This window comes from Planomonospora algeriensis (assembly GCF_977012225.1).
The window spans coordinates 1-8091 of record NZ_CDRNDK010000303.1; the positions used below are offsets into that span (position 1 = coordinate 1).

The window sequence follows — 8091 nt, forward strand, 5'->3', positions numbered from 1 at the left end:
GCGCGGCGGACACCGGTACGGCGGGCACGGCCGGCACGGGTACGGCGGGTGCCCGTAGGCGGACGCCGCCTCGGACCTGTGCCGTGGGCCTGCGCCGCGGGGTGGGGCCTCGCGGCGGGATCAGGACCGCCCGGGGCAGGAGAGGAGCTCCTCGATCACCAGGCCGCCGCCGATCCCGAGCAGCCAGACGTCCTTGGCGATGGCGTTGCCCTCCGGGGTCGGGCGCAGGCTGCCCTCCTGCCGCAGGCCGGGCGTCTTCAGGTAGAGGCCGAGCAGGCCTCCGGCGAAGGCCGTGAGCGCGGCTCCGGCCAGCAGCGACGGCACCACCGGGATCAGCAGCGCCGCGCCGAGGGCGATCTCGGCCCTGGAGAGCAGCCGGGTGAACTCCTCGGGGTCCATGTCCTTCAGGGGCGGGTAGGTCCCCGCCGCCATCCCGTGGAGTCCTGCGGCGGTCTGCTTGTCGGCGTTCTGCTTGCCCAGCCCCGAGTTGAGGATGATCGCCCCGGCGCTGAACCGGGCGGGGAGCTGGTGTGCGCGAGCCAGGAACCTCATGAGTCCTCCCATGGTCGGGCCTGAATCCCGTTCCCTACCCCCTCTCCCCGCCTCCCGGCGGGCGGGTCGGTAATGCTTTGCCAACCGGCTCCATCCCCGCGCCCGGCGACGGGGACCCGGCCGGGGCACGTGCAGGCGGCCCCGTACCCGGGCGGGCGGCGCTTCACGGACCGCCCGGCAATGCGGACGCTCCCCGCGGCGTCCGGGTCAGATCGGGGCGTTCCAGGTCAGACCGCGGCGTCCGGGTCAGACCGGGGCGTTCCAGGTCAGGAGCACCGGTCTGCCGTGCTCGAAGCCGAGGCGGGAGTAGGTGCCGGTGTCCAGGCGCAGGAAGCGGCCGTCCTCCGGCGGCCGACCGAGCCAGCGGGCGGCCAGGATCCGCAGGTAGTGGCCGTGGGCGACCAGCACCACCGCGCCCGGCGCCCGCCGGGCGCGGGAGATGACCCGGTCGGCGCGGGCGCCGACCTGGGCGATGCCCTCGCCCGGGTGCGCGGCGTCGCCGGGGATCACCCCGTCATGCCACAGGTACCAGTCGGGGCGGGTCTCGCGGATCGACGCGGTGGTGATGCCCTCGTAGCCGCCGTAGTCCCACTCCCACATGTCCGGGTCGGTCTCGTAGCGCTCCAGCCCGGCGAGCTCGGCCGTGCGCCGCGCCCGCAGGGCGGGGCTGACCAGCACCAGGCCGAAATCCCCGCCGGCGACCAGCGGGGCGAGCGCCCGCGCCTGGTCCTCGCCCTTGGGCGTGAGGGGGATGTCGGTGCGCCCGGTGTGCCGCCTGTCCCGGCTCCACTCGGTCTCGCCGTGCCGCAGCAGAATCATCTCGTCCATCGTGGGATCCATCATGCCGGTACGGCCCCGCCCGCCGCCGCCCCGTCGGTCTCCCCGTGCGGTCCGGAGATCCGTGGCAAGCTGGATTCGTGACGATATCTGTGGGTCTGGTCGGTGCCGGGCCATGGGCGGAGATGGTGCACGCGCCGACGTTGGCGGCCGGGCCGCACACGGAGCTGGCGGGGGTGTGGGCGCGCAGGCCCGAGGCGGCCGCCCGGTTCGGCGCCCCGGTCTTCGACCGGATCGAGGAGCTGTTCGACGTCTGCGAGGCGGTGGTCTTCTCGGTGCCGCCCGCCGTACAGGCCGAGCTCGGGGTGCTCGCCGCGAAGGCGGGCAAGGCACTGCTGCTGGAGAAGCCGCTCGCGGCCGACCTGGACGGCGCGCGGCGGCTGGCCGACGCGGTCGGCGAGGCGGGGGTGGCCTCGCAGATGTGCCTGACCTGGCGATACTCGGCGGCCACCCGCGCGTTCCTGGCCAGGGTCTCGGCCGTCGAGCCGTTCGGCGGGTACGCCGCCAACGTCTCCGGAGCCCTGCTCGGCGGACACTTCGCCACCCCGTGGCGGCTGGAACGCGGCGCGGTCCTCGACGTCGGCCCGCACATGATCGACATGCTGGACGCCGCCCTCGGCACGGTCACCGGGGTGCGCGCGCACGGCAACCCGACGGGCTGGGTCGGCCTGCTGCTGGAGCACGAGACCGGCGCGGTCAGCGAGGCCTCGCTCTGCATGAGCGTGCCGGGACCGACCCCGCCCTCCCGGGTGGAGGTGTACGGCAGGCTGGGCAGCGAGTCCCTCGACGGCGACGCGCTCGGCGCCGACGCCTTCCCCACGATGGTCGCCGAGTTCGCCGAGACCGTGCGCCGCGGCGGGCACCCCCTCGACGCCGCGCACGGCCTGCGTCTCCAGAAGATCATCGCCCAGGCCGAGGCGCAGCTCGGCTGATCCCCGGCGTTCCCCGGTTCGCCGTTAGGCCGCCGTTCCCCGGGCCGGACGCGGACCCGTGGGGCGGGAGCACGCGGGGGGATTGATACCGTTCGTCCGACGCGTGGTGCGGAGCGAAGTCCGGTGCGAGTCCGGCGCTGTCCCGCAACTGTCATGGCCCCCGCAGGGCCGAGCCAGGTCGCCTCCCACCGCGCCGACGCCGTCAACCCCCGTGGAAAGGGGTGATCCGTCGTGGTTACTCGCGGGTCCTCGTTTCCAGCAAGCGAAAGGACCTCCCGTGAGGCCCGTACGTACCGCCTTGGCGGGCGCCCTCCTGAGCGCACTGGCTCTGGCCGGCTGCGGCCAGAGCCCGGCCGCGACCACCGCCACCGCCTCCCCGGAGGGGTCCGCCGCCGCCCCCGCGGCGGAGGGCTTCCCCGCCGTGATCGAGGCGGGCAACGGCTCCGTCACCGTCACCGCCAGGCCCGAGCGGATCGTCTCCCTGTCGCCCACCGCGACCGAGACCCTGTTCGCCGTCGGCGCGGGACCCCAGGTGGTCGCGGTGGACGACCAGTCCAACCACCCGGCCGAGGCGCCCAAGACCGACCTGTCCGGTTTCAAGCCGAACGCCGAGGCGATCATCGCGCAGAAGCCCGACCTGGTCGTGCTCGCCACCGACACCGACGGCATCGTCGCCAAGCTGGGCAAGGTCGGCGTCCCGGTGCTGCTGGAACCCGCCGCCGCCAAGCTCGACGAGGCCTACGACCAGATCACCGACCTCGGCGCGGCCACCGGCAACCGGGCCAAGGCCGACGAGGTCGTGGCCGGGATGAAGAAGAAGATCGAAGAGGTCGTGGCGGCGGCGCCCAAGGACAAGGAGCTCACCTACTACCACGAGCTGGACACCACGCCCTACTCGGTGACCTCCACCACCTTCGTCGGCCAGGTCTACGCCCTGTTCGGCCTGACCAACATCGCCGACAAGGCCCCCGACCTGGCCGGCGGCTATCCCAAGCTCTCGGCGGAGTTCGTCGCCCAGGCCGACCCCGACCTGATCTTCCTCGCCGACACCAAGTGCTGCGGCCAGTCGGGGGACACCCTGGCCAAGCGCCCCGGCTGGTCGAAGCTCTCCGCCGTCACCGGCGACCGGGTCATCGCCCTCGACGACGACGTCGCCTCCCGCTGGGGCCCGCGCGTCGCCGACCTCGCCCAGCAGGTCGGCGAGGCCGTGAGCAAGGCCGCGTCCGAGTAGGTGACCGGCTCCTCCCGCCTGAGGCCCGGCGCGCTCGCCCTCGCGCTCGGGGCCCTGCTGGCGAGCATGGTCGCCGGGCTGCTGGCCGGGGCCGCGGACATCGCCCCCGGCGGGGTCGTGCTGCAGCTGCTCGACTGGCTGCCGCTCGTCTCCGCCGACTCCGGCCTCGCCCCCGTCGAGCGGAACCTGCTGCTGGAGCTGCGGCTGCCCCGGGTCCTGCTCGGGGCGCTCGTCGGCGGCCTGCTCGCCGTCGCCGGGGCCGCCTACCAGGGCGTGTTCCGCAACCCGCTCGCCGACCCCTACCTGCTGGGCGCCGCCGCCGGCGCCGGGCTCACCACCACGGCGGCGATCGTGTTCCTCAAGGGGAACGGCGAGGCCCTCGTCATCCCGGTCGCGGCCTTCACCGGAGCCGTCGGCGGCGTCCTGCTCGCCTACGCCCTGGGCAACATCGCGGGCCGGGGCGGCGGGACCGCCACCCTGGTCCTCGCCGGGGTCGCCGTCTCGTCCTTCCTGACCGCGGTCCAGACGTTCGTCCAGCAGCTCGGCGTCGACGAGCTGGAGCGCATCTACGCCTGGATCCTCGGCGACGTCGGCGGAGGCTGGGGGCAGATCACCCTGGTCGCCCCCTACGCGGCCGTCTCGGTGGGGATCCTGCTGCTGCACGGGCGGCTGCTCGACGTGCTCTCGGTCGGCGACGACGAGGCCGCCAGCCTCGGCCTGCGCGCCGCCCGGGTACGGCTCGCCGTCCTGCTCGCCGCCTCCCTGGCCACCGCCGCGGCGGTCGCCGTCAGCGGGCTGATCGGCTTCGTCGGCATCGTCGTCCCGCACGTCGTGCGCCGCCTGGCCGGGGGCTCCTACCGGATCGTGCTCCCGCTCTCCCTGCTCGGCGGCGCGGCCTTCCTCGTCCTGGCCGACGTGCTCGCCCGGACCGTCCTGGCCCCGGCGGAACTGCCCATCGGCGTGGTCACCGCCTTCGTCGGCGCGCCGTTCTTCGTCGCCGTCCTGCGCATGACCAGGCAGGAGGGCGCATGAGCCGGATCCTGGCGCGCGACCTGGAGGTCGTCCTCGACGGCAGGACCGTGCTGTCCGATGTCGGCCTGGCGGTGCGCCGCGGCGACTGGCTCGCGGTGATCGGCGCCAACGGCGCGGGCAAGTCCACCCTGCTCAAGGCCCTGGCCGGGGTGCTGCCCTGCGCGGGCGAGGTGCTCGTCGACGACGTCCCCGTCCGGCGGCTCAAGCCCCGGGACCGGGCCCGGCTGATCGCCTACGCCCCCCAGTCCCCGGCCCTCCCGGCCGACATGACCGTGTTCGACTACGCCCTGCTGGGCCGCACGCCGTACATCCCCTACCTGGGCCGGGAGAGCCGCGCCGACCGCGCGGTGACGGCGTCGGTGCTGGAGCGGCTCGACCTGGAGCCGTTCGCCGCCCGGCGGCTCGGCCGGCTGTCCGGCGGCGAGCGCCAGCGGGTGGTGCTGGCCAGGGCGCTGGTCCAGCAGGCGCCGGTCCTGCTGCTCGACGAGCCCACCACCGCCCTCGACCTGGGCCACCAGCAGCAGGTCCTGGAACTGGTGGACCGGCTCCGGCTGGCCGACGGGCTGACCGTGGTCACGACCCTGCACGACCTGAGCGTGGCCGGGCAGTACGCCGACACGATGACGCTGGTCTCCCACGGTAGGGTGGCGGCCTCGGGAGCCCCCGCCGACGTGCTCACCGAGAGGCTGATCGACGAGCACTTCGGCGCCCGCGTCCGGATCGAGACCGGTCCCGGCGGCAGGCCCGGAGTCCACCTGGAGCGCCCTGATGACATCGAGCCCCCCGCACCCGGTCCCTGAACCGCTCCTCGCGGGGGGTTCCTTCGAGCTGGGCCACCGCCACGAGGACGGGGTCCGGCTGGCCTCGCTGCTGTGGCGGCCCGGCCCCGGCTGGCGGGCGATCTCCTCGGCCATGGTCGGCGGAGGCATCGGGCCGGTCGAATGGGTGCTGAACGCCCAGGTGCCCGGCGGCTACGCGCGCATGGACCCGGTGGACCACCTGCGGGAGATGGCCCCGCCCGGTCCCGGCGTCGGCATGCTCACCGCCGCCGCGGTGGACCGCTTCACCCGGGCGGCCGACGGGGGAGCGGAGGCCGCGGCCACCGTGGGCCTGCGCGTCCCCACCTGGGCCGCCGCCCCCGAGGGGGTCCCCGACCCCGAGCTCGCCCCCCTGTACCGGCCGGGGACGATCAACATCCTCGTCGCCGTCCCGGTCCCGGTGAGCGACGCCGCCCTGGTCAACCTGGTCATGACGGTGACCGAGGCCAAGACCAGGCCCTGGTCGAGGAGGGCTTCGGCTGCACCGGCACCGCCTCCGACGCGGTCTGCGTCGCCGTACCCGAGGCCGGGCCCGGTGACGGCCCCGGAGAGCTGTTCGGCGGCCCCCGCTCCGTCTGGGGCGCCCGCGCCGCCCGCGCCGTGCACCGGGCCGTACGGCGAGGCGCCCGCGACTGGGCGGGGCGTGACGGGGCGCGCACATGAAGTGAGGGAATTCCGGGAAGTAGCATGTCGGCGCAGGCGGGACTCTCCATACTCGGACGGGTGACGATGATGGCAACGACGGAGCCGGTGACAGAGCCGAAGGGCGAGCGGACGGTTCTCCAGGGCAAGCCGCCGTTCACTGTCGATGACCTGCTGCGGTTCCCCGACGACGGGAACCGCTACGAGCTCTTCAACGGGAGCCTGCTGGTGAGTCCCTCACCTGTCCCCATGCACCAACTCGCGATCGCACGCCTGCTGCGGATCCTGGAGGACGCCGCGCCGCTGGAGCTGCAGCCGTTGCCGGAGGTCAATCTCCGGGTGGGACCCCGGGACTTCTTCATCCCCGACCTCGTCGTGGTGCCGACGGAGGCCGTCGAGGCGAACGAGCTGATGTTCCGGCCGGAGGACGTCCTGCTGGCGGTCGAGGTGGTCAGCCCCAGCACCCAGGGGAGGGACCGGCAGCTGAAGCGGTCCGCCTACGCCGACGCGGGCATCCCCGTCTACTGGCGGATCGAGCTCGACGACGGGCCGTCCCTGCATGTCCACGAGCTCGCCGGCGACGAGTACAAGCCCGCCGAGAAGCACGAGGCGGGGGAGACCGCCACCCTGGTCGTCCCGTTCGAGGTCTCCTTCGACCCCGCCGCGCTGCTCCGCCGCCGCGGCTGACGGGGGCCGGAGAACCGGGCCGGCGGGGATCGGAGAGCCGATCGTCTCCCGATCGATCCGCCAGCGGTGCGGCGCTCTATTGACTTCCCGCGATAGGTTGCCACCCTGGTCATATCCCCCTAGGGAGTGGTGATGCGGCGGCTCGGAACGGCTCTGGCACTCCTCGGCGGCCTGGCGCTCGCGGTCGCCGCGATGCCCGCCGCCCTGGCGCACGAACACCCCAGCGGGATCACCGACCTGGTGACCCCCGCGGTGGTACGCGTCGAGGCGACGGCGAAGGTGGACATCACCCTGCTCGACCACCTCGGCGAGCTGGTCCACGTCGAGCGGAGCTACGAGGTGCCGATCGGCAGCGGCACCGGGACCGTGGTCAACCCCGAGGGCGCGGTCGTCACCCTGACCCGCGTGGTGGAGACCGGCAAGGACGTCGCGGTGTACGCCGCGAACCGGATCTTCGCCGAGCACCACAAGGTGAAGATCCCCGACGACTTCGAGCGGCACAAGCTCAGCGACGACCGGCTCGACCACCACCTGCAGGAGTGCTACCCGCCGAAGAGCTCCACGGCGACCTGCATCGTCGACGTCGCCACCGAGATCCGGATCTTCCCGAACATCGCCCCCGCCGACGCCGAGGGGTTCCGGGCCGAGATCGTCCGCGCCGGGGACGAGCCCGACAGCCCGGCGGTGCTGGCGCCGGTCGGGCGCGCCGACGGCGGGACGGGCATGCCCACCGCGCCGCTGGCCGCCAAGGTGCCCGACAAGGAGGGCTCCCCGGTCGCGGTCGCCGGGTTCACCGGGCGGCCCGCGGCGGACCGGCCGGAGACGGTGGAGATCGCGCACCTGCGGGCCGGGGGCGCCGGGGACGGCGGCCGCCGGTTCAAGGACCCCGAGGGCAAGGCCGACGAACCGGTGAAGCTGGGCGCCTCGTCGACAAGGGGCTGCTCGGCGGCCCGGTGATCGAGGACAAGAAGGGCGAGGTCGTCGGGCTGCTCGTCGGCGGCGGCAAGGAGGCCCGGATGATCGGCGTCCGGGAGATCACCACGGCGCTGGCCGAGGCGAAGACGCCCGCGCGGCGCGGTCCGATCGACGCCGCGTTCGAGCAGGCGCTGACCCGCTTCCACACCGGGTACTACGGCGACGCCGTCCCGGCCTTCCAGCGCGTCCTGGACCTCTACCCCGGCCACGTCGTGGCCGCGGCGCACCTGAAGACCGCGCAGGCCAAGCGCGGCACCGCCGAGGACGAGGGCACGAAAAGGGCCGCCGCCCGCGAGGGCGCGGACCAGGGCGGTGCGGTGCCGCTCTGGCCCTTCCTGGCCGGAGGCGCCGTGCTGGTGGCCGCGGTGGCCGCCGGGGCGCTGCT

At 74.4% G+C, this 8091-nt stretch carries 10 protein-coding genes and 1 pseudogene; 9 read left to right on the forward strand and 2 right to left on the reverse strand.

Translation table 11 applies throughout. The annotated features are described in order from the left end of the window. Positions 1 to 120: 120 nt before the first annotated feature. Positions 121 to 552 carry a hypothetical protein gene (locus tag ACWJ6R_RS25275; RefSeq protein ID WP_449064621.1) on the reverse strand — a complete coding sequence of 144 codons (432 nt, stop codon included), beginning with the start codon at positions 550 to 552 and terminating at the stop codon, positions 121 to 123. Positions 553 to 798: 246 nt separating this feature from the next. Then, positions 799 to 1380, reverse strand: a complete 582-nt coding sequence (locus ACWJ6R_RS25280) for a histidine phosphatase family protein (RefSeq protein ID WP_449064622.1) — start codon at positions 1378 to 1380, stop codon at positions 799 to 801. Between the two features lie 89 nt (positions 1381 to 1469). Here ACWJ6R_RS25280 and ACWJ6R_RS25285 point away from each other — a divergent pair, with 89 nt between their 5' ends. From ACWJ6R_RS25285 to ACWJ6R_RS25325, 9 genes and pseudogenes are all read left to right on the forward strand, one after another. After that, positions 1470 to 2321 (forward strand): Gfo/Idh/MocA family protein, encoded by an 852-nt coding sequence (locus ACWJ6R_RS25285; RefSeq protein ID WP_449064623.1) that lies wholly within the window; start codon positions 1470 to 1472, stop codon positions 2319 to 2321. A gap of 277 nt (positions 2322 to 2598) precedes the next feature. Then, positions 2599 to 3552, forward strand: coding sequence for an ABC transporter substrate-binding protein (locus tag ACWJ6R_RS25290; protein WP_449064624.1), 954 nt, complete (start codon positions 2599 to 2601; stop codon positions 3550 to 3552). Next, on the forward strand, positions 3553 to 4584 hold the full coding sequence (locus tag ACWJ6R_RS25295) for a FecCD family ABC transporter permease (RefSeq protein ID WP_449064625.1): 1032 nt from the start codon (positions 3553 to 3555) through the stop codon (positions 4582 to 4584). Beyond that, positions 4581 to 5384, forward strand: coding sequence for an ABC transporter ATP-binding protein (locus tag ACWJ6R_RS25300; protein ID WP_449064626.1), 804 nt, complete (start codon positions 4581 to 4583; stop codon positions 5382 to 5384). Before ACWJ6R_RS25295 ends, ACWJ6R_RS25300 begins: the two co-directional genes overlap by 4 nt. Positions 5385 to 5496: 112 nt before the next feature. After that, a pseudogene (locus ACWJ6R_RS25305) lies at positions 5497 to 5799 on the forward strand (adenosylcobinamide amidohydrolase); the annotation flags it as partial. Positions 5800 to 5861: 62 nt separating this feature from the next. Beyond that, the gene (locus ACWJ6R_RS25310; protein ID WP_449064630.1) at positions 5862 to 6065 is read left to right on the forward strand and encodes an adenosylcobinamide amidohydrolase; all 204 of its coding nucleotides are present in this window, start codon (positions 5862 to 5864) and stop codon (positions 6063 to 6065) included. An 87-nt stretch (positions 6066 to 6152) separates the two neighbouring features. Continuing rightward, the gene (locus ACWJ6R_RS25315) at positions 6153 to 6731 is read left to right on the forward strand and encodes a Uma2 family endonuclease (RefSeq protein WP_449064627.1); all 579 of its coding nucleotides are present in this window, start codon (positions 6153 to 6155) and stop codon (positions 6729 to 6731) included. Positions 6732 to 6863: 132 nt separating this feature from the next. Next, complete coding sequence (locus ACWJ6R_RS25320; protein ID WP_449064628.1) at positions 6864 to 7688, forward strand: hypothetical protein; 825 nt, start codon at positions 6864 to 6866, stop codon at positions 7686 to 7688. After that, positions 7685 to 8091: tetratricopeptide repeat protein (locus tag ACWJ6R_RS25325; RefSeq protein ID WP_449064629.1), on the forward strand; the 407-nt coding region annotated here is incomplete at its 3' end. The genes ACWJ6R_RS25320 and ACWJ6R_RS25325, both read left to right, overlap by 4 nt.

Coding starts and splice junctions, on each gene's coding strand:
- ACWJ6R_RS25300 (WP_449064626.1), top strand. CDS start 4,581: ATGAGCCGGATCCTGGCGCGCGACCTGGAGGTCGTCCTCGACGGCAGG.
- ACWJ6R_RS25280 (WP_449064622.1), bottom strand. CDS start 1,380: ATGGACGAGATGATTCTGCTGCGGCACGGCGAGACCGAGTGGAGCCGG.
- ACWJ6R_RS25275 (WP_449064621.1), bottom strand. CDS start 552: ATGAGGTTCCTGGCTCGCGCACACCAGCTCCCCGCCCGGTTCAGCGCC.
- ACWJ6R_RS25320 (WP_449064628.1), top strand. CDS start 6,864: ATGCGGCGGCTCGGAACGGCTCTGGCACTCCTCGGCGGCCTGGCGCTC.